Annotated in this window: 19 protein-coding genes; 9 read left to right on the forward strand and 10 right to left on the reverse strand. The window is 72.6% G+C overall.

Annotated features, from left to right (window positions below):
* Positions 1–592 precede the first annotated feature (592 nt).
* Positions 593–1,108, reverse strand: a complete 516-nt coding sequence (locus tag HF526_RS27260; RefSeq protein WP_169384438.1) for a hypothetical protein — start codon at positions 1,106–1,108, stop codon at positions 593–595.
* A 211-nt stretch (positions 1,109–1,319) separates the two neighbouring features.
* The gene (locus tag HF526_RS27265) at positions 1,320–1,958 is read right to left on the reverse strand and encodes a P-loop nucleotide/nucleoside kinase family protein (protein WP_338051784.1); all 639 of its coding nucleotides are present in this window, start codon (positions 1,956–1,958) and stop codon (positions 1,320–1,322) included.
* Between the two features lie 90 nt (positions 1,959–2,048).
* Here HF526_RS27265 and HF526_RS27270 point away from each other — a divergent pair, with 90 nt between their 5' ends.
* Positions 2,049–2,816 (forward strand): DUF427 domain-containing protein, encoded by a 768-nt coding sequence (locus tag HF526_RS27270; RefSeq protein ID WP_338051785.1) that lies wholly within the window; start codon positions 2,049–2,051, stop codon positions 2,814–2,816.
* Here the strand turns inward: HF526_RS27270 and HF526_RS27275 are convergent.
* Positions 2,764–3,771 (reverse strand): Ros/MucR family transcriptional regulator, encoded by a 1,008-nt coding sequence (locus HF526_RS27275; protein WP_169384440.1) that lies wholly within the window; start codon positions 3,769–3,771, stop codon positions 2,764–2,766. The two genes, HF526_RS27270 and HF526_RS27275, sit on opposite strands and share 53 nt — an antisense overlap.
* Before the next feature lie 209 nt (positions 3,772–3,980).
* Between HF526_RS27275 and HF526_RS27280 the strand changes: the two genes are divergently transcribed.
* Positions 3,981–4,499, forward strand: a complete 519-nt coding sequence (locus HF526_RS27280) for a PadR family transcriptional regulator (RefSeq protein WP_169384441.1) — start codon at positions 3,981–3,983, stop codon at positions 4,497–4,499.
* Positions 4,500–4,523: 24 nt separating this feature from the next.
* Here HF526_RS27280 and HF526_RS27285 read toward each other — a convergent pair whose 3' ends face one another.
* On the reverse strand, positions 4,524–5,483 hold the full coding sequence (locus tag HF526_RS27285) for a hypothetical protein (RefSeq protein ID WP_169384442.1): 960 nt from the start codon (positions 5,481–5,483) through the stop codon (positions 4,524–4,526).
* 269 nt (positions 5,484–5,752) lie between these two features.
* Positions 5,753–6,022, reverse strand: a complete 270-nt coding sequence (locus tag HF526_RS27290; protein ID WP_169384443.1) for a GlsB/YeaQ/YmgE family stress response membrane protein — start codon at positions 6,020–6,022, stop codon at positions 5,753–5,755.
* Positions 6,023–6,247: 225 nt separating this feature from the next.
* Here HF526_RS27290 and HF526_RS27295 point away from each other — a divergent pair, with 225 nt between their 5' ends.
* Positions 6,248–6,595, forward strand: a complete 348-nt coding sequence (locus HF526_RS27295; RefSeq protein ID WP_169384444.1) for a DUF3147 family protein — start codon at positions 6,248–6,250, stop codon at positions 6,593–6,595.
* Positions 6,592–7,002: a DUF3147 family protein gene (locus HF526_RS27300; protein WP_169384445.1), complete on the forward strand. Its 411-nt coding sequence runs from the start codon at positions 6,592–6,594 to the stop codon at positions 7,000–7,002. Before HF526_RS27295 ends, HF526_RS27300 begins: the two co-directional genes overlap by 4 nt.
* A gap of 14 nt (positions 7,003–7,016) precedes the next feature.
* On the opposite strand, the gene HF526_RS27305 is transcribed toward HF526_RS27300, so the two are convergent.
* The 3 genes from HF526_RS27305 to HF526_RS37110 form a co-directional block, all read right to left on the reverse strand.
* Entirely contained in the window at positions 7,017–9,203 is a 2,187-nt protein-coding gene (locus HF526_RS27305; RefSeq protein WP_169384446.1) for an MMPL family transporter, read from the reverse strand.
* Positions 9,204–9,208: 5 nt separating this feature from the next.
* Positions 9,209–9,796 carry a TetR/AcrR family transcriptional regulator gene (locus HF526_RS27310; RefSeq protein WP_169384447.1) on the reverse strand — a complete coding sequence of 196 codons (588 nt, stop codon included), beginning with the start codon at positions 9,794–9,796 and terminating at the stop codon, positions 9,209–9,211.
* A 397-nt stretch (positions 9,797–10,193) separates the two neighbouring features.
* The gene (locus tag HF526_RS37110; protein WP_211177871.1) at positions 10,194–11,027 is read right to left on the reverse strand and encodes a helix-turn-helix transcriptional regulator; all 834 of its coding nucleotides are present in this window, start codon (positions 11,025–11,027) and stop codon (positions 10,194–10,196) included.
* 466 nt (positions 11,028–11,493) lie between these two features.
* Here HF526_RS37110 and HF526_RS27320 point away from each other — a divergent pair, with 466 nt between their 5' ends.
* On the forward strand, positions 11,494–13,800 hold the full coding sequence (locus HF526_RS27320) for a molybdopterin cofactor-binding domain-containing protein (protein ID WP_338051786.1): 2,307 nt from the start codon (positions 11,494–11,496) through the stop codon (positions 13,798–13,800).
* An 11-nt stretch (positions 13,801–13,811) separates the two neighbouring features.
* Entirely contained in the window at positions 13,812–14,288 is a 477-nt protein-coding gene (locus HF526_RS27325; RefSeq protein WP_169384449.1) for a 2Fe-2S iron-sulfur cluster-binding protein, read from the forward strand.
* Between the two features lie 244 nt (positions 14,289–14,532).
* Here HF526_RS27325 and HF526_RS27330 read toward each other — a convergent pair whose 3' ends face one another.
* Together HF526_RS27330 and HF526_RS27335 are read right to left on the reverse strand one after the other, a co-directional pair.
* A complete protein-coding gene (locus tag HF526_RS27330) occupies positions 14,533–15,171 on the reverse strand; it encodes a methyltransferase domain-containing protein (protein ID WP_169384450.1) in 639 nt (212 codons plus the stop codon).
* A 19-nt stretch (positions 15,172–15,190) separates the two neighbouring features.
* Positions 15,191–16,225 (reverse strand): NAD(P)/FAD-dependent oxidoreductase, encoded by a 1,035-nt coding sequence (locus tag HF526_RS27335; RefSeq protein WP_169384451.1) that lies wholly within the window; start codon positions 16,223–16,225, stop codon positions 15,191–15,193.
* Between the two features lie 54 nt (positions 16,226–16,279).
* Between HF526_RS27335 and HF526_RS27340 the strand changes: the two genes are divergently transcribed.
* The 3 genes from HF526_RS27340 (at position 16,280) to HF526_RS27350 (ending at position 18,655) form a co-directional block, all read left to right on the forward strand.
* A complete protein-coding gene (locus HF526_RS27340) occupies positions 16,280–16,864 on the forward strand; it encodes a helix-turn-helix domain-containing protein (RefSeq protein WP_169384452.1) in 585 nt (194 codons plus the stop codon).
* Positions 16,865–17,073: 209 nt separating this feature from the next.
* Positions 17,074–18,288 carry a cytochrome P450 gene (locus tag HF526_RS27345; protein WP_239029216.1) on the forward strand — a complete coding sequence of 405 codons (1,215 nt, stop codon included), beginning with the start codon at positions 17,074–17,076 and terminating at the stop codon, positions 18,286–18,288.
* Between the two features lie 175 nt (positions 18,289–18,463).
* The gene (locus tag HF526_RS27350) at positions 18,464–18,655 is read left to right on the forward strand and encodes a hypothetical protein (protein WP_211177872.1); all 192 of its coding nucleotides are present in this window, start codon (positions 18,464–18,466) and stop codon (positions 18,653–18,655) included.
* Positions 18,656–18,661 lie beyond the last annotated feature (6 nt).

Raw genomic sequence — 18,661 nt, forward strand, 5'->3', positions numbered from 1 at the left:
GGGCTCCGGCCGGCGAGGTGCACGAACGGCGGACATCCGCGCTGCGACGCAGCGTGACGCGACCGTCACGGTACGGTCACGACGCCTGTCCGGACCGGCTCTACGGGGCCGGCCCGGTGTGGGGTTCCGGCCGGCCCACCGAAGCTGCGTGCCGGCCCGAGCCGGCCTGGTGTGCCCGGTCCCGGGAATCGGCGGGTCTCGTCGGGTCCGTCGCCGCGTTGCACGTGTCCTCCGCGGTGCGTTGTGGGGGTGCCGGCCCCGTAGAGCCGGTCCGGACAGGCGTCGTGACCGTACCGTGACGGTCGCGTCACGCTGCGTCGCAGCGCGGATGTCCGCCGTTCGTGCACCTCGCCGGCCGGAGCCCGCGCCCCGGACAAAGCCGCCGCACCGGGCTCGTGCCCCGGGCGGGATCGGTCGCAGCCGATCCAGGGGCGGGAACATCGCCCCGTCCACCTCCGGCGTGGTGGGTGTCCCGGTGTCCGCGTCGGCCAGCAGCTGCACTCGCTGACCACGCGCTCCCGCCCGGTCGGTTCACACATCAGGCCATGATTCCGACGATCACCGCCCACAGGTGGGCCGTGAGGTGATCCGCTCAGCGGAGCAGCCGGTACGTGACCGCGCTCGTCACGCCGAAGGCGAGGTGGGCGGTGACGTCCTTCGCGAGCGTGGTCGGGTCGTACCTCCAGACCGGTTCGTAGATCCCGGCCGCCCCGAGCAGAAGGTAGGACGACGTGAACGCCATCGCAGCGAGTGCCGGCCCGCCGACGACCGGGTCGCGCATCGGGCCCGACCGGGCCAGCAGCGCATAGACCGCGCCCCATCCGGTACCGGTCAGCCAGTGCACGGCGTTGGTCATCGGCCGGGCGGTGCCGGGGGGCAGCTCGACGTGCAGGACGCCCTCGACGACGCGCCTGCCGACCTGGGCGGGCGCGCTCGCGTCGGCGTAGCCCGTCGTTGCGGCCGCGGTTTCCCAGGCCAGGAACGGCTGCCGGCCGCCGCCGCGGCGATACCGGATGTACCAGACGGTGTCCATCGCCAGCGTGCCGACTGCCCCGGCGAGCATCCCCCGGGCGATCGCACCCGCGGTCGTACGCGTTCTCGGTCGCATGGGCTCCCCCTCCGCCGACGACGACCGGCCGGCGTTCCGCGCGGCGGTACCGCCGACCGAGGTGCCCCGCGTCCGAGTATCCCCCTCGGCTCCTCGCTCCCCCGCCCGCTCCGCGCGGTTGCGCCGGAGCATCAGGCGTGGCTCACTCGTCGAGACCCCGGTCGAGGTCACGGCGGACCTGCCGGAAGGACTGCGCCTCCAGAACCCGGCGTCACGTCGTGGTGCCGGGCCGGAGTGCAGCGCGCAGTTGGTTCTCGATCGTCGAGGTGGCCGACAGCCGGTTGTCGACCATCACGTGAGCCACGGCGGGCCTCCGGTCGAGGCGCATCCGGGCGACGAACTCGTCGAACGTCGCCAGCTTCCCGGCGTCGCGTTCCGACCGCCGCAGTTCGAGACGATGCCGCAAGGAGGCAGCATCCGAACGGACCCACACCAGCCGGACCGGCTCACCGCCCAACTCCCCGACCCAGCAGCGCCACGTCTGCGCATCGTGAATCTGCGTGGTGAACGGCCCGGACAGCACCACCGGGCACCCCTTGGATCTGATCTCGCGGGCCACCGCCGTCATCCCGCCGTACTCGTGGGCCTTGACGTGCTCGTCGTACCACGGTCCTTCCCGCTCGCCGGAAGGCCGGTTCGCGGCCGACAGGGTCGCCGCGACGAACGCGCCGTACATGGTGTCCTTGTCGAGAAGCGCCGGAGTCGGCGAGAGCAACGACAGCAGGACGTCGGCGACGGTGCTCTTCCCCGCACCTGGAGGACCGGCGACGACCCACACGTCCGCGATCTGCGGCAGAGCCCGTCCCGGTGCGGGGCCCGCCTCCTCGCCGCGTCCTGGCGGCCTCGACACCGCGCGGTCCCCTCCCTTCGCCGGCGCCACCGTGGCCCGTGGTGGCGCGCCGAGGAGCAGAATGACCGCACCGGTCGAATGGAGTCGAGCGTGAACGGCTACCCGCAGGTGCTCGTGTCGGTCAATCACGTCGAGCCGGTTCCCCGGCGGATCCGGGCGTTCCTCGGCGGCAGATCCGTCGTCGACACCACCGCGGCGCTGTACGTGTGGGAGTGGCCGCACTACCCGCAGTACTACCTGCCCGTCGCGGACGTCGCCGACGATGTCCTCGTCGACGAGCAGCACACCCGGAAGACCCGCCAGGGTGTCGCTCGGATGTACGGCATCCAGGCAGGCGATCAGAAGCGTCCCGGTGCCGCCCGGGTGCTCACCGAACCCGCGGTCGACGGCCTTGCCGACACCGTCCGGCTGGACTGGGCCGCCATGGACAGTTGGTTCGAGGAGGACGAACGGGTCTTCGTCCACCCCCGCAACCCGTACACCCGGGTCGACGCGCTGCGCTCCACCCGCCCGGTCCGGGTGGAACTCGACGGTGTACTACTGGCCGAGTCCCCTGCGCCGGTCATGGTGTTCGAGACGGGGTTGCCGACCCGCTACTACATCGATCGCACCGGGGTGCTGTTCGACCATCTCGAACCGAGCGACACCGTCACCGAGTGCCCCTACAAGGGCACGACCAGCGGTTATTGGTCGGTCCGCATCGGCGACACCCTGCATCCGGATCTGGCGTGGGCCTACGACTTCCCCACCCGCCAGCTGGCGCCGATCGCCGGGCTCGTCTGCTTCTACAACGAGAAGGTCGACATCACCGTCGACGGGCAGACGCTGCCCCGTCCGCGGACGCACTTCTTCCGCTGAGCGTTCCCGGGCCGCGACGACCGGCCCCCGGTGCTCGGCCACCGGGGCGGACGCTGCGGGGAACACCGTGCCGGCGCAGTGCAAGGTCGACCGCCGGGCGGCTCATGCCGACCTCGGCGGCGATCGCGCTCACGGTGAGCCGCCGGCTCAGGTACCGATCGGCCAGGTAACCGGCCACATCGTCGAATCCCAGCGCCCGCACGACCGGGATCCACCGCGCGTCCCTGCGGATGGGCCGGGGGCCGGTCACCGCCACGGCGACCTCCCGCGCCGCCACCGGATCGACCTTCGCCAGGTGCCGGCACAGCCAGTCCTTGTGCAGACCCGCCTCCCGGCTGATCGCGGCCAGGCTCGCCCCGGCGGCGACGCGGTCACGGACCAGGGACCCGATGTCGGGGTGTCCGAGCCGGGCCGCGGCCTCGGCCGCGGTGCGCCGCCGGCGCTCGTCCGCGGAGCGGCGACTGCCGGCGGCACGCGCCTGCGGAGAGATCGCAGCGAGAGCCTGCAGCGTCTTGCGGCGGCGCTGCTCGGATTGCCGGCGTCCCCGGGCGGCCTCCGCGGCCTCGCGGCTCAACGTGCCCGAGCGCGCCCGCCCCTCCCCCACCTCGGACCCGGCCCGGATCGCCGGATCGTGCACCCGGCGGACGGCCAGCGCCACCGCGCGGCGCCGCCGGGTGTCGTCGCCTTCCAGCGACTGGCCACGCTCCAACCCGAACGCCGCCCGATACGACAGCTGGTCCCAGCCGTGGGCCCGCAGATGCCGCAGAACCGAACGGAACCACGCCCCACACAGGTGGCACTGCACGTGCGGTCCGTCGCTGACGACCTCACCGATCGGGGCGTAGCAGGGGGTGCCGTCCGCCAGGACGTCGACGACGGCGTGGACCCGCCGGCCCGGGCGCACGGTGCTGACGGCGCCGCCCGAGCTCGTGATCTTCACCCTGGCAGCGGTCACGCACGCACCTCCCGCGGATCACCGGACCAACTAGTCTCAGTGAGACTAGCTGGCGGCGGGGGCCCGGTACAGGGTCGAGGAGCCCCGCAGCGTCAACGGGCTCACCCGGGTGCCGTCACGAAAGCCCTGCAGGGCAAGCACGTGGGCAATCGTCCACGCCGAGCAGGGGCTGCCGCTCGGGAGCCGGTTCACGCCCTACGCTCACCGCCATGACGTGGGCGCTGCCGGAGTGGACAGTGCTGGCCGTGCTCCGGGAGCAGCCCCGGCACGGCTTCGCGATCGCCGGGCTCACCGCGCCGGAGGGCGAGCTGGGGCGGGTATGGCAGATCCCGCGACCCGTGATCTACCGCGCCCTGGGCCGGCTCGAGGACGCGAACATGGTGGTGCCGACCACGGTGGAGTCCGGACCCGGACCGCAGCGCACGGTCTATGCCGTCACCGACAGCGGCGCAGCGGCGGTCGATGCGTGGCTGCAGGAACCGATCGAGCACGTGCGGGAGATCCGCTCGCATCTGCTGATGAAGCTGGCGCTGCTGGAGCGCCGCGGGATCGACCCGACCGAACTGCTGCGCCGGCAGCGGGAGGTGCTCGAACCGATCGTGCGCGCGATCGCGGCCGAGCGCGACCGGCACCAGGGGTTCGACGCGGTGCTGCTCGCCTGGCGGCACTCCACGGCCGGCGCGGCGCTGCGCTTCGTGGATGAGATCGAGGCATCCGGGTCGGAGTGACGGGCCGTCGGCCCCTTCCGACGCTCACCTCGACAGGCCGGCGCGGCGCCGGACCCAGGTCTCCGGCTGACCGCATTCGCCGGCGATGGCCCGCCAGGTCAGGCCGGCCGCACGCCGGTCGGCGAGGTAGGACTCGATGTCGGAGTGGCCGAACCGGGCCGCCACCGCCGTGGCCCGGTCCCGGCACCGCCCGCGTGACGCCGCATGCGGGTTCCGCGGCACGCCGTGGCGGGCGAGCGCCGTCGCCACCGCACCGTGCGTCATCCCGACCTCGGCGGCGATCGCCCGGACGCTGCGGCGCCGGACGATGTGCCGGTCGGTCAGGTAGCTCGCGACGTCGGCGAACCCGAGCGCGCGGATCACCGGCAGCCATCGCGCGTCCCGGCGCAGCGGCCGTGGTCCCGACACCGCGCCGGCGACGTCCCGGGCGGCCGCCGGGTCGACGGCCGACAGGTGCCGCGACAGCCAGTTCTGGTGCAACCCGGCCTCGCGGCTGATCCCGGCGAGGCTGGCCCCGGCCGCGACCCGGTCCCGGACGAGGGATCCGAGGTCGGGGTAGCCGAGCCGGGCCGCGGCGTCGGCGGCGGCACGCGCCAGTCGTTCGTCGGCGTAGCGGCGGCTCCCCGCGGCACGCGCCACGGGCGAGATCCCGGCCAGGGTCTGCAACGTCTTGCGGCGTCGCTGCTCGGGTTGCCGGCGCCCGCGCGCAGCCGCAGCCGCCGCACGGGCCAGCGCACCCGAACGCACCCATTGCTGTCCTGCCTCGCACCCGGCGCGGACGGCCGGATCGGCCACCCGTCTGATTCGCAGCGCGGTCGCCCGCCGGCGCCGGGTGTCGGACCCCTCCAGCGGCTGGGCGCGCTCCAGCCCGAAGGCCTGCCGATATGACAACTGGTCCCAGCCGTGCGCCCGCAGGTGCGCACCGACGGAGCGGAACCAGCCACCGCACAGGTGGCACTGCACGTGTGGCCCGTCGCTGACCACCGTCCCGATCGGTGCGTAGCACGGCGTGCCGTCCGCAAGGACCGCGACGACGGCCCGGATGCGCCGATCACGGGGCGGACTGGGGACGGGTTGTCGTGTCGGTGGAGCTCCGAACCCGGCAGCAGTCAAGCGGACCCTCCTCCTGAGGCGCGGACCGTCGGCGCGACAACTAGTTACAGTGAGACTAGCCAGTGACGGTCCGCCGGTACAGGATCAGGGTTGCCGGTGTGGGATCGTCCCGCCGCCCGGGCCGATCCCAGCCGGATCGGTCAGATCCGGTTGCGTTTGCGACCGGTGACCCGGTTGTAGATCACCAGGACGACGACCGCTCCGATGATCGACCCGATCCACCCGGCCGGCTGGAAGCCACGGATGCCCACGGTCAGCAACCCGAAGATCAATCCGCCGACCACCGAACCGACGACCCCGAGCAGGATCGTGCGCAGGATGCCGATGTCGTCCTTGCCGGGGACCAGAGCGCGCGCGATGAAGCCCGCGATCAGCCCGAAGACGACCCAACCCAGAATTGTCATGATCATGTGCGTTCCGATCCTCGGACGTGTCGACGTGGTGCCGGGCCAGATGGCCACCGTAGCCGGAAAGCCGGGGTTCCGGCCGGTCGACTCCGGCACCGCACCGGTCCGCACGTCATGAGTCGGCGAGGTGAGCGCGGACTGATTACTACGCGTGTTGGTAGCCAATGGGCGTCGCGTCCCCTGCGCGGGATCCTGGACACCCTCGGCTCCGAGCGCTGAACTGGAGAGGTGCACAGCACGGTCGTCGTGCTGGCCCTCAAAACCGTCGCCAGCGGTCTGTTCGTCGCCGCCTTCGCGGTCGTGGCCAGCATGCTCTCGCCCAAGAGACTGGCCGGCGTCTTCGCCGCCGCGCCGGCCGTCGCGCTCGGGTCGCTGATCATGACGGTGGCGCTGCTGGGGAACGCCGGGGCGGTCGTCGCGGCACGCGGGATGGCCGTCGGCGGTGCCGGGTTCGCCGTCTCCTGCGCAGCGGCGGTGCCGGCGCTGAGGCGGTGGGGCGTGCTACGCGGCACCGCCATGACCATCGCGGTGTGGGCGGTGGTGTCCGCGGTGCTCTATCGCGTGGTGCGACCGTGAGCGCGCGGATCGAGATCCACCCCGAGCGGGTCCGGGAGGCCGGCTGGCGGCCCCTGCTCATCCGGTTCGCCTTCGGCGCGAGCATGGGCCTGATCGCCGGGGCGGTCACGCTGCTCTTCGGGGCCGGGGCGGGCGGCGTGTTCCTGGCCTCCCCGGCGACCCTGCTGGCGAGCCTCACCCTGGTGGCGCGCGAGGAGGGATTGCACAGTGCCCGCGACGAGTGCCGCGGCGCGACCTGCGGCGCCGTGGGGCTTGTCGCCTTCGGCCTGCTGACAGCCGCAGGTCTGGGCCCTCTGCGGTGGCCGGCGCCGCTCACCCTGTTCGTCGCCACCGTCTGCTGGGCGGCGGTCGGCGGACTGTGCTATCTGGTCATGCGCGCCCTGATCGGCGACGAGGACGAAACCTGACCGGGGGTGGCAGGTCACCGCGTGTCCGCGTCGATCGGCTCCCTGTCGATCGGCTCCCTGTCGATCGCGACGACACCGGCGCCCTCGACGTCGAGGGAGGGCAGCCGGCGCAGCCAGCGGGGCAGCCACCAGGCTCGCTCCCCGAGCAGGGCCAGCGCGGCGGGCACCAGGGTCATGCGGACCACGAGGGCGTCGACGAGGATCCCGACGGCCAGGGCGAAGGCGATCGACTTGATGGCGGCGTCGCCCGCCGGGACGAAACCGGCGAAGACGGAGAACATGATCGCCGCTGCGGCGACCACGACGGGGGCTGCCTGCCGGAAGCCGGTGACGATGGCCGTCCGGGGAGCCGCGCCGTGGCTGTGCGCCTCGTGCATCCGGGACACCAGGAAGATCTGGTAGTCCATGGCGAGGCCGAAGAGGATGCCGATCACCAGGATGGGTGTGAGGCTCAGCAGCGGCCCGGTGCTGTCGAGGTTGACCACGTCGGCGAGCCAGCCCCACTGGAAGACCGCGGTCGTCGCGCCGAGCGCGGCCCCGACGGTGAGCAGGAAGCCGAGCACCCCGACGAGCGGGACGAGCAGGGAGCGGAACACCAGCACCAGCAGCACCAGCGCCAGCCCCACAACCAGGGTCAGGTAGGCGGGCAGCGCGTCGTCGAGGCTCTGCGCGACGTCGACGCTGACAGCCGTCGCGCCGGTGACCGAGGCGTGCAGCCCACCGGTACCCGCGATCAGGGCGCGCAGGTCGTGCACGAGGTTCTCGGTGGCCTGGCTGGTGGGTCCCGAGCCCGGGATCACCGTGAGCAGGGCCGCGGTGTCGTCGGCGTTCGGCCGCGGGGGCGTCACGACGGCGACGTCGCTGCGCCCGGCGATCGCCCTGTTCAGCTGCGTAGCCTGCGCGGCCGCGCGGGGGCCCTCGACCAGGACGATGAGCGGGCCGTTGACGCCGGCGCCGAAGGCGTCGGCGAGCAATCGCTGCGCGGCGGCCTGGGTACTGCCCTCCGCGGGTGTCTGCACCAGCGTCGTCCGCATGGAGAAGGCCGGCAGCGCGATCACGGCCAGCGCCACGACCGCCATCCCCAGACAGAGCACGCGCCGGCGGGTGACCGTGCCGATCCAACCGCCGTAGACGCCGCGCGTGGAGGTGCCGGGCGCCTCGTCCCCGCGTCCCTCGGGAATGGCGCGCTCCCGGCGGGGCAGCGCGCGACGCCCGAGCAGGCTCAGCACGGCCGGGACGAGAGTGACGGCGACGAGCACCGCGATGACCACGGTGGCCGCCGCGGCGAGTCCCATCTGGGTCAGGAAGGGGATGCCGACGACGAACAGCCCGACGAGGGCGATGACCACGGTGAGGCCGGCGGTGACCACCGCCGAGCCCGCCGTGCCCACGGCCGTGCTGATCGCGGCGCCGACGTCGCGGCCGCGCCGCAACTCCTGGCGGAAGCGAGTGACGATGAACAGGGCGTAGTCGATGCCGACCGCCAGGCCGAGCATGGCGGCCAGCACCGGGGTCGTCGACTGCAGGTCGATGAAGCCGGTGGCGATGACGACACCCAGCACGCCGACGCCGACCCCGACGACCGCGGTGAGCAGGTTCATCCCGGCGGCGACCAGGGACCCGTAGGTCACGGCCAGCACCGCCAGCGCGACGACGACCCCGATCACCTCAGCGGGGCCGCCGACGGGGGGCACCTCGGTGAAGGCGGTCCCGGCGACCTCGACCGTGAGCCCGCTGCCCCGCGCCTTCTCGACGACGCCGAGCAACGCCGTGCGCTGCTCCGCGGTCACACCGCCCTCGGCCGCCCGGTAGGTCACCGTGCTGTAGGCCGTCCGCAGGTCGGGGGAGATCGTCGGCGCGGCCGGGTCCAGTGGGTTGCTGGCCGCCGCGACTCCGGGCGACGCCGCCAGCGCGTGGACGAGATCACCGACGGCGGCGGCGTTCGAACCGCGCGTCAGCTCTGCACCGGCCGGGGCCTGCACCACGACCTGGGCCGTCGCACCGCCCGCACCGAACTCCTGCTGGATGCGCTCCAGGGCGATGGTCGACTCCTGCCCGGGTATGGAGAAGTTGTTCGCCGTCTCCCCCGCCAGGGTCAGGGCCCCCACGCCGGCGCCGGCGAGGAGCAGCAGCCAGACGATCAGGACGGCCAGTCGGTGACGGTGGGCCCCGCCGCCGAGCCGGGACAGCAGACGAGCCATGTCGATCAGGCCTCCACCTGGTCGGAACGGGCAGCGGCTCGGGGGTGCCCGAGCGCGTCGAAGCTGGCGGCGATGACATGCGACCGCCAGGCGGCCGTCTCACCGGCGTCGTGCGCGGCGAGGGTGAGGACCGCCAGTGCGGCCAGAGCACCGGTGATCCGGATCACCCGCTCCGGCTCGGCTCGGGACATGTCGGTACCGAAGGCCTCGAAGACCGAGGCGGTGATGGCGTCGAGATCGGGGGTCACGGCCGCCTCGGGCGCCGTGACGGAGCTGAGCAGGAGGGCGACCAGCCCCGGCCGGGCCAGCGCGAGATCGACCAGCGCCTGCACCGCGCGCAGGTCGCGCACCGGGCCGGGCGGCAGCTCCGCGACCTGGGCGAGGACCCGCGCCGCGAGCGTCCGTGACTGCGCCAGCGCGGCGTCCCGCAGCGCGTTCTTGCTGGGGTAGTGGTGCAGCAGGCCGGCCTTGGAGTAGCCGGCGGCGTCGGCGATCGCCTGCACCGAGGTCTGGGCGAAGCCGCGACGGGCGAAGAGCGCCGCGGCGCGGTCGACGATGCCCTCGTCGATCTGCTGCCGGAACGGGCGACCCATGAAGATCACCCTACGGTGCGGCCGACCGATTCGGTCGGTCTGTCGACCGAATCGGTCGGTAACGTCCGTCACCGCTGTTCCGGGCCGCTCCGTGACACCGTCGCCCGCTCGCTGCACCGGCGCTGACGGTGCGCCGACCCGGCCCGGGTGTCGGTCACGGGGTCCCGCCACCGGCCGCGGGTGCAGGACCCGCCCGACGAGGCGACCCGGTTGACGACCGGCCCGCTCGGCCACATCGCCCGCGGCGAGCTGCACCTCCGGAGCCGGCCGCCCACCCGCTCGACGACGCCGGCCGGGTGCTCGCGCTGATCGGCGACCGTGCTGTCACCGGGAAGATCGCCCTCGTGCCGTGAGCGGACAGGCCACGCCGCCGGCCTGAGCGACGGGCCGGTTGGTGCTAGAGGACCCCGGCGATGCGCGCGGCGTGCACCGCCGCAGTGCGGTTGTGCACGTTCAGCTTGCGCATCGCGGTGCGCAGGTAGGCCTTGACGGTCTGTGGGCTCAGGCCGAGCGCACCGGCGATCTCGACGTTGCTCGCGCCGACGGCGACGAGGCGCAGCACGTCCAGTTCCCGAGGGGCGAGGCACGCCACGTCGCCCGCTGTTGGCTCCGGCCGCCCGCCGAGGCCGCGCTGGATGCGTGTGAGCCGCTCCCGGAGCGACGGGTCGGTGGTGCCGCGGATCAGGGCGGCGAGGTCGTCGAGCGCGGTTCGCGACGGGGAGGGCGACGGGGAGGGCGACGCCTTCCGTCGTTCCTCGGCGCGGAGCAGGTCGTCCGCCTCCCGCTGCATCTGGCCCACGATCAGGCCGGCGGTGCGCACCGCGCGGTCCCCGATCGGCTGCGTGTCGCGCACCGCGCCGTAGAGGACGGCGTGCACCGTGCCCCGCACGACCACCGGCACGGCGAAGATCGAGGTCAGTTTCTCGCGCCCGACCACGATGCGGTCGTACTCGTGGGTGATGGTCGTCGTGGAGGCGTAGTCGTTCACCCGGCACGCCATGCCGCGACTGAGCACGGCGCCCCCGAGACCGCGCCCGGAGTGCACGGCCAGATCCTGCAGCGAGTCGCTCAAGGTGCCGGAGAGCCGCGTGATGACCAGTTCCCGTCCGGTGCGCCCGGGTCTGGTCGAGCCCCCGAACACGACGGGCACGCCGCTCACCCGCTGCAGGCTCCGGAGTCGTCCGGGGAGGAGCTTGTCCACCACCGTGCGCGCCGCGACGTCATCGTCCACAGGGCCTCCTTCGGTCCCGCCGGTTATCGGGTCCAACGACCGATTCGGGCAACGGTGTCGCAACGCGTGCCGAGCGCCCGGCCAGCGATGACGAGCGGCAACCACGTTCCGGAGAGCAGAACGCACCCGTGTGCCCCCTACCCCCGTGCGGGGGCAATGGCGACGATCGCACGAGATATCCCCGATCGGGTGTTTTGCCGCTGGCGCGCCACCTGAGATGTATCGCTGGTTACGTCCGGGTGACCGCCACATGGCCCGCAGCACCCGGACCATCCGCCATGGGAGTGACGGACAGCACGCGGTCGCGCCGGAGCGCCACCACGCGTCGCCGGTCCACAACCCACCCTCAGCAACCTGACGATCTCGGCGTCGTTCGCTGACAAACCACACAATCCGCCCCGGCGATTCGCGCCGAGGGCAGCCGAGAGGACCGTCGATGCCGGCTCACCGCCGTTCGTCTGCGCCCGTGGCCTTCGGGCACCGCGACATGGGGCGCCGCCGTTTCCTGGGCTACCTGATCGCCGCGCCGACCCTTGCCGTCGGCGTGAAGCTCGGGATCGACCTGGCGGGGGGCGCCACCGCCTCCGCCGCAATCCCCGCGCCGCCGCAACCGGCCGACCTCTACGACCTGAGCGACGCGCTGACCGACGCCGCTCGCCCGACGGCGAACCTGATCACGGTCGTCGTCAACGAGGACGGCACCGTCTCGTTCGACCTGCCGCGCGCCGAGGTCGGTCAGGGCATCACGACCGCGGTCGCGATGATCATCGCCGAGGAGATGGACGTCCCGCTGGACAAGGTGACGATCACCCTGGCCGACGCCCGGCCCGAGCTGGTGTTCAACCAGCTCACCGGTGGCTCGAACACCATTCACGCGATGTACACCCCGATCCGGGTCGCCGCAGCGATCGCGAAGGGCGCGCTGCTCGACGCCGCCGCCGCGATCATGCAGGAGAACCGCGAGCGGCTGACCAGCAAGGAGGGCCTGATCACCGGGCCCGCCGGCACGGTGCTGTCCTACGGCGAGCTGACGAAGGCGGCCGCGGTGCCCGAGACCCGTGAGGTCGCGGAGCCCGTGCTCAAGCCCGCGTCCGAGTTCACGCTCATCGGCACCCCGCAGACCCGCATCGACGCCTACGAGGCGATCACCGGGCGCAAGCAGTTCGCGATGGACCTCGACATCCCCGGCGCGACACCCACCATGGTCTGCCGCCCGCCGTCGATCGGCGGCACGGTCAAGCGCGTCCGCAACGAGGCCGAGGTCCGCAGCATGCCGGGCGTCGCCGACATCGCGGTGATCCGCACCGGTGTCGCGGTCGCCGCCGAGACCTTCGGGCAGTGCATCGACGCCGTGCGCGCCCTCGAGGTCGACTGGGGCCCCGGCGTCGTCGACGGCGAGTCCGACGACACGGTGATCGAGAAGCTGCGTGCCGCACAGATCCCGCTGCCCCCGGCCGTGCCGGGCGCAAAGGTGGTCGAGAACGAGTTCGTCTTCGCGTTCCGCAGCGGCAGCCCGCTGGAGACCAACTGCGCCGTGGCCGACGTGCGCGACGGGAAGGCGGAGGTCTGGTCGGGCTTCAAGGTCCCGATCACGGCGCAGGCCGAGATCGCCCTGCTGCTGGGAATCCCGCAGACGGCGGTCACCTGCCATGTCACGCAGAGCGGCGGGTCCTTCGGGCGCCACCTGTTCCCGGACGCCGCGCTCGAGGCGGCCGAGGCGTCGCAGAAGATGGGCCGCGTCGTCAAGCTGATGTGGCACCGCACCGACGACGCCCGCCACGGTCGCATGCACCCGATGACCACGGTGAACGTCCGGGCGTCGTACAACGACGACGCGGTGCTCGCCTTCCACCAGCACCACGCCAGCGTCGAGACCGACACCAAGCACGGTCTCGGCGAGGCGATCAGCGCGCAGGCCGCGAAGCTGCCAGGCGGCAACTTCTCCGTCGCGCAGGCGATCTTCATGCTGACCGCGAGGACGTCCTACAACTTCGGCGTCACCGAGCAGTTGCTCAACGAGATCCCGCTGAAGTTCCCGACGAGCAGCGTGCGCAACGTGTACTCACCGGACGTCCGGCTCGCCCAGGAGTTGGTCGTCGACCAGCTCGCCCAGGCGACGGGTCAGGACCGCTACGAGTTCCGGCGGGCCTACGCCAAGACCGACCACCTGCGCACGGTGCTGGACAAGGTCGCGGAGATGGGCGACTGGGGCCGGTCGGTGCGGGATGGGGTCGGGTACGGCATCGCCGTGCACGAGGAGTACAAGATGATCATGGCCTGCATGGCCGAGGTCGACGCCCGTCCGGCGACGGTCAACCGCCCGATCCGCGACGGCAAGACCGGCCCCCGCGTGACCAAGGTCTGGTACGCCGCGATCCCGGGCAGCCTCGTGATCAACCCCCGCGGCATGAAGGCCCAGCTGATGGGCGGCATCACCGACGCCGTCGGCCTCGTCTTCACCGCCGGCCTGCACGTCAAGGACGGCATCCCGCTCGAGGGCAGCTGGGACGACTACTTCTACACCCGGCAGTGGAACGTCCCGGAGGAGATCAACATCGAGATCATGGACCCGGACCCGACCCTCGAGGTCCCGGGCGCCGGCGAGGCCGGCGTCGCGGCCGCGTGCGGCGCCATCGCCTCGGCCTACGCCGCGGCCGTCGGCCGGATCCCGACCTTCTTCCCCATCCTCCACGACGAGCTGGGCTTCGAGCCCAAGCCGCTGGTGCCGCCGGTCCCGGCGTCGCCGACCAACGGCCTCGACTTCACCTTCTGAGGGAGCTCCCCGTGCCGAACCACACCTTCAAGCTGAACGGACAGCAGGTCGACGTCGACGTCGAGGACGACGTCCGCATGCTGTGGGTGCTGCGCGACAAGCTCGGTGTCCGCGGGCCCAAGTACGGCTGCGGCATCAACGTCTGCAAGGCCTGCACCAGCCACATCAACGGCAAGGCGTTCAACCCGTGCGCCGTCCCGGTGTCCGAGATCAAGCCGGACGACGAGATCACCACGATCGAGGGCCTCGCCGACTCCGCCGGCAAGAAGCTGCACCCGATGCAGGAAGCCTGGCTGGAGCAGGACGTCGCGCAGTGCGGCTACTGCCAGCCCGGCCAGATCATGGCCGCGGTCGCCAAGGTGCGCCAGGTGAAGTCCGAGGGCCGGGACATCAGCGACGAGGACCTCGACGAGATCCGCAACATCTGCCGCTGCGGCACCTACTTCCGCATCCGTGAGGCCATCATCGCCGGTGCGGAGAAGATGTAGTCGCTCGAGGTGGGCGGGGGCGGGACCGGATGTGCCGGCCCCGCCCCGTCATGGGGCGGCTGCCGGTTCACCCGAGCCGGGTGACGAGTCCCGCGGCCGGACTCGCGAGAGTGCGTCGTGTCGCGACGCCGCCCTCACCCTGATCGTCCCTCCCGCCGCCCTCGCAGCGCTCGCGGCCGGATGGATCGACACCGCGATCGCGGCAGGGCTGACGACCGACGGCGAATCCTCCGGGCATGATCCGTCACGGACGCTTACGGGCGCGCAGGACCGCGTCGTGCAGCGTCATCTCCTGGCCGTCGGAGCCGGTGACCGTCCGGGTCCTGGCCTCGGCGGCGGCGATGTCCCACTGGTCGCGGTCGAGGCCGGCCGCACTGTCCTCGGCGGTGAACGTCGCCTCATGGGGTGGGGCGTGCCCGTGGACGGCCCGCTCGTCCGTCGCCCGGTGGCCGACGACGAGCAGCGTGCCGCCCGGCGCGACCCAGGCGGCCAGCCGGTCGAACAGCGCCCCGTGCGACGCCGCGGGATGCACGTAGTGGGTGGTGACCAGCTCGAAGTGGTCCTCGGGAGGCGTCCAATCGGTCAGGTCGGCCTCGACCCAGTCGATCCGGTTCGCGACCCCGGCTTCTTCGGCGTACTTCCGTGCGCGGCACAGCGCGGTGGTGGCGATGTCCACCGCCGTCACGTGCCAGCCGCGCTCGGCGAGCCAGACCGCCTCGGCCCCGTTCCCGCAGCCCGCGTCCAGCGCCCTGCCGGGCGCGAGATCCGCCGCCTCGGCGACCAGATGCGGATTCGGGCCCATCCGGCTGACCACGGCTGCGTGGTCCAGGTGGGCCCGATCCCAATGCTGTTCCCAATATGCCTTGTCGAACTCGTGCGACACGACGGCTCCCTTCGGTAGTTCACAGGCCATGGCGGCGGTCACCCGGCACCAGTTCGCCGACCCGGGCTTCGGTCTCGGCGGAGAACGGGTCGCGCAGGGCCTGCACGGCGCGCCGGGTGTCCTCGGCGACGAGGTCGGCGTTGATCTGGGCCGCGGCGGCGGCCCCCGCGGCCGCGGCGACACTGACCTGCGCAGCGAGGTCGGTGACGTTGCCCGCAACCCACACGCCGGACACGTCGGTGCGCCCGGTCGGGTCCGCGGCGACGTACTCGCCCATGGGATGCGGGGCCGGCTGGAGCCCGAGCCCGGCGAGGAACCCCGCGCGCGCCGCCATCCGCGGCGCCACCGCCACCGCCTCGCGGCCGACCACCGTGCCGTCGCCCATCCGCACGCCGACGAGACGGTCGCCGGCGATCTCCAGGGCCGTCACCTCGCCGTCCACCACGTGGACGCCGCGCGCGGCCAGCTGCTCGGCGTGCTCATCGGTGAGCGGCAGCGCACGGGAGAAGAACGCGACGTCGTCGGTCCACTGGCGGAACAGCAGCGCCTGGTGCACCGACACCGGCCCCGTGGCCAGCACGCCGACGGCCTGGTCACGGACCTCCCAGCCGTGGCAGTACGGGCAGTGCAGCACGTCCCGGCCCCACCGCTCGCGCAGCCCGGGGAGGTCCGGCAGCTCGTCCACCAGTCCGGTGGCCACCAGCAGCCGCCGCGCGCGGACCGTCCGGCCGCCGGCCGGCTCGACGACGAACCCGTCGTCGTCGCGAACCACGGTCTCGACCTCGCCGGACACCACCTGGCCGCCGTAGCGGCGGACCTCGGCCCGGCCGCGGTCCAGGAGCTCGGCGGGGTCGGTCCCGTCCAGGCTCAGCAGGCCGTGCACCCCGCTCGCCGGGGCGTTGCGCGGATGGCCCGCGTCGAGCACCAGCACCCTCCGCCGGGCGCGGGCCAGCGTCAGCGCGCCGCTCAGCCCAGCGGCGCCCCCGCCGACCACCACCACGTCGTAGCTGTTACTCAGCCGATCGGTCACGACGATCACCTCCGTGACCACCATGCGACCCACCAGGGAAGGGCGCAAAGTTCCTTGCTGATCCGGCAAACTTGGGGCATGGACGACGACCTCGACCGGGCGCTCGACGCAGTCGGCCCCCGACTCCGAGCGCTCCGCCGGCAGCGCGAGACGACGCTCGCCGACCTGTCGGCGAGGACCGGCATCTCGGTCAGCACCCTGTCCCGCCTGGAGTCCGGCAACCGGCGGCCGACCCTGGAGCAACTGCTGCCGCTGGCCCGGGCGCACGGCGTCACGCTCGACGAACTCGTCGACGCCCCGCCCACCGGGGACCCCCGCATCCACCTGCGTCCGATCACCTGCCGAGGCGGCATGACCATCCTGCCGCTCACCCGGCGACCCGGCGGCATCCAGGCCTACAAGTTCGTGCTCGCGGGGAGCGCTCACCCGAAAGAACCCGAACCCCGAACTCACGAGGGCTACGAATGGCTCTACGTCCTCAACGGACGGTTGCGGCTCGTCCTCGGTGAGCACGACCTGGTGCTCTCCCCCGGCGAAGCCGCCGAGTTCGACACTCGCACACCTCACTGGTTCGGCGCCGCCACCGGCCAACCCGTCGAGTACCTCGTCCTCATCGGGAAGCAAGGTGAACGCGCCCACATCCGCGCCGTCCCCAAGGCGTGAACGAACCGTTCGGCGCCGACCGATGAGGCGCCGCCGAGCGCGGCTGTGACGCTCCACGACGAGCGCCCGGCGCGCTCCGGGAGTGTTCGAACCGCTGTCCGCTGCTGAGAGACCGCTGAGGCAGTCGCGCCCCCCGCGGAACCATCCGAGAATTCCCTATCGTTTCTCCGTCGAAGCGGACCGATCGGATTCGCGTCGAGGAGGGCTGCATGGCCGACACAGTCATGACGGAGAAGCGGGAACTGCCCGTCCACATGCGCCGCACCGAGTTCGATCCGGTGCCGGAGCTGGCCGAGCTGCGCGACGGGCCCGGGATCGCCCGCATCCGCACGGCGGTCGGCTCGGAGGCCTGGCTCGTGACGCGCTACGCCGACGTCCGCGAGGTGCTCGGCGACCAGCAGCGGTTCGGCCAGGCCCGCTTCTCCCAGCGCCGCCGGCCGCCGGGGCTGGAGGATCTGACCGACGAGGAGATCGCCCAGGCCCGCGCCGGGAACCTGCTCGCGCAGGACCCGCCGGACCACACCCGGCTGCGTCGGTTCCTCACTCCGCAGTTCACCGTTCGCCGGATGAAGCGGCTGGAACCGCGCATCCGCGAGATCGTCGACGAGCATCTCGACGCGATGGACGAGAAGGGCCCGCCGGCCGACCTGGTCGAGGCCTTCGCGCTCCCCGTGCCATCGCTGGTGATCTGCGAGCTGCTCGGCGTGCCGTACGCCGACCGGACAGAGTTCCAGCAGCGCAGCAACCGCATGCTGGATCTGTCCGTACCGCCGAAGGACCGGATGCGGCTCGCCCGGGAGTCGCGCGGCTACATGAAGAAGCTGGTGGCGAAGGCCCAGGCCGAGCCGGGTGAGGACATTCTCGGGATGCTGGTGCGCGAGCACGGCGACGACCTCACCACCGACGAGCTGATCGGCATCGCCTCGCTGCTGCTGATCGCGGGCCACGAGACCACCGCCAACATGCTCGGCCTCGGCACCCTCGCGTTGCTGAAGCACCCGGACCAGCTCGCGCTCGTCCGCGACGACCCGGAGGCCGTGGAACCTGCCGTCGAGGAACTGCTGCGCTGGCTCAGCATCGTCCACTCGGGCATGCCCAGGGTGACCACCACGGAGGTGGAGATCGCCGGGCAGAAGATCGCCCCGGGCGAGCTGGTCGTGCTTGCGCTGCCCGCGGCGAACCGGGACCCTGCGCTGCTTCCCGACCCGGAGCGGCTCGACGTCACCCGCGGCGAGATGGGGCACATGGCGTTCGGGCACGGGATTCACCATTGTCTCGGGGCGCCGCTGGCTCGGATGGAGATGCGGATCGCGTTCCCGGCGCTGCTGCAGCGGTTCCCGACCCTGCGCCTCGCCGATTCCGAGCCGGGTTTCCGCTCGTTCAACGTGATCTACGGCCTGACATCGCTGGAGGTGGCGTGGTGAGCGACGAGCAGCGCCACCTGCGCCGGCCAGCGGCGTCTCCGGGTCGACGGTCTCCCAGGTCAGGAAGCTACGCGTCGACCCGCCGAGAATGCCGGGATGCTCGGCCACCAGCCAGTCCCACTGCGGCGCGTAGTGATCCGGGTAGCGAGCCCCCTTGCCGTACGGACCCATGGTGATGACCACCGGCACCCGAGGGGGCGCCTCCGGTCGTTACACGTCGGCCCGCAACACCGGCCCGTCCGCCATCGGGATCGGGACGTCACGCTCGATGATCATGCCCTCGGGGGAGGGCGAGGCCGCACCCGGTGCGCTCGACATGGAGTTCCCGTCCCGCCGGCCGCCGCTGCCGGGCGAAAACCACGCCTGATCATGG

The sequence above is a fragment of the Pseudonocardia acidicola genome (assembly GCF_012911935.1).
Classification (GTDB): Bacteria; Actinomycetota; Actinomycetes; order Mycobacteriales; family Pseudonocardiaceae; genus Pseudonocardia; species Pseudonocardia acidicola.

What these genes read in the sequence shown, in the direction of transcription:
- HF526_RS27260 (WP_169384438.1), bottom strand. Translation starts at nt 1,108, where the DNA reads ATGCGACCGAGAACGCGTACGACCGCGGGTGCGATCGCCCGGGGGATG.
- HF526_RS27280 (WP_169384441.1), top strand. Translation starts at nt 3,981, where the DNA reads ATGACGTGGGCGCTGCCGGAGTGGACAGTGCTGGCCGTGCTCCGGGAG.
- HF526_RS27290 (WP_169384443.1), bottom strand. Translation starts at nt 6,022, where the DNA reads ATGATCATGACAATTCTGGGTTGGGTCGTCTTCGGGCTGATCGCGGGC.
- HF526_RS27305 (WP_169384446.1), bottom strand. Translation starts at nt 9,203, where the DNA reads ATGGCTCGTCTGCTGTCCCGGCTCGGCGGCGGGGCCCACCGTCACCGA.
- HF526_RS27310 (WP_169384447.1), bottom strand. Translation starts at nt 9,796, where the DNA reads ATGGGTCGCCCGTTCCGGCAGCAGATCGACGAGGGCATCGTCGACCGC.
- HF526_RS27335 (WP_169384451.1), bottom strand. Translation starts at nt 16,225, where the DNA reads ATGGTGGTCACGGAGGTGATCGTCGTGACCGATCGGCTGAGTAACAGC.
- HF526_RS27340 (WP_169384452.1), top strand. Translation starts at nt 16,280, where the DNA reads ATGGACGACGACCTCGACCGGGCGCTCGACGCAGTCGGCCCCCGACTC.
- HF526_RS27345 (WP_239029216.1), top strand. Translation starts at nt 17,074, where the DNA reads ATGGCCGACACAGTCATGACGGAGAAGCGGGAACTGCCCGTCCACATG.
- HF526_RS27350 (WP_211177872.1), top strand. Translation starts at nt 18,464, where the DNA reads ATGACCACCGGCACCCGAGGGGGCGCCTCCGGTCGTTACACGTCGGCC.